This window comes from Vibrio sp. VGrn 2 (genome assembly GCF_009361695.1).
In the GTDB taxonomy this organism is placed as follows: Bacteria; Pseudomonadota; Gammaproteobacteria; order Enterobacterales; family Vibrionaceae; genus Vibrio; species Vibrio diabolicus.
Window position 1 is genome coordinate 1 of the sequence record NZ_RBWD01000048.1, and the last position, 646, is coordinate 646.

The window sequence follows — 646 nt, forward strand, 5'->3', positions numbered from 1 at the left end:
GTGACGTTTACGCCTGAGCATCAAGCCATCGGCCAAAGCGTGACGGTAACGCTGGAATTCGATAAAGATCTGCAATCCGCCGCAGCGGAGTTAGGTGGCACGACGATCACCTCATTAGTGGCAACCGCGGACCCAAGCGTTTGGACTGGTGATGTGGTGGTACCAAGCACGTCAGAGCTCAATGTGGCGTTGCTGGTTCGTGACTACCAAGACTTATCAGGGAATACAGGTAGCCAGAACACGACTTACTCCATGCCGATCACGCCAACCTTAGCTATTACGCCAGTGGGCAATGTGGATGAAACGCATGCCGCCACACTACAATTCGAAGGTACGTCGACACGTTTTGACGGTCAGTCCTTGCGTCTTGAAGTGAAAGCCCAAGGCAGCGCGACGGTATTGAAAAGCAGCAGTGCGACAGTACAAGCCGGTGGCTCTTGGACCAGTGACGCAATGGATATGAGTAACCAAGCCAACGGCACTTATACCGTGATTGTGACAGGGACGAACTCAGCGGGTATTGAAGTGAGTGAAAGCCAGAGCTTTACACTCGCGCAATCTCTGCCAACGCTGACTAACGTGACGTTTACGCCTGAGCACCAAGCCATCGGCCAAAGCGTGACGGTAACGCTGGAATTCGATAAAG

The 646-nt window shown here is 53.1% G+C and carries 1 pseudogene; it reads left to right on the forward strand.

Annotated elements, in window-relative coordinates:
• A pseudogene (locus D8S93_RS24775) lies at positions 1-646 on the forward strand (Ig-like domain-containing protein); the annotation flags it as partial.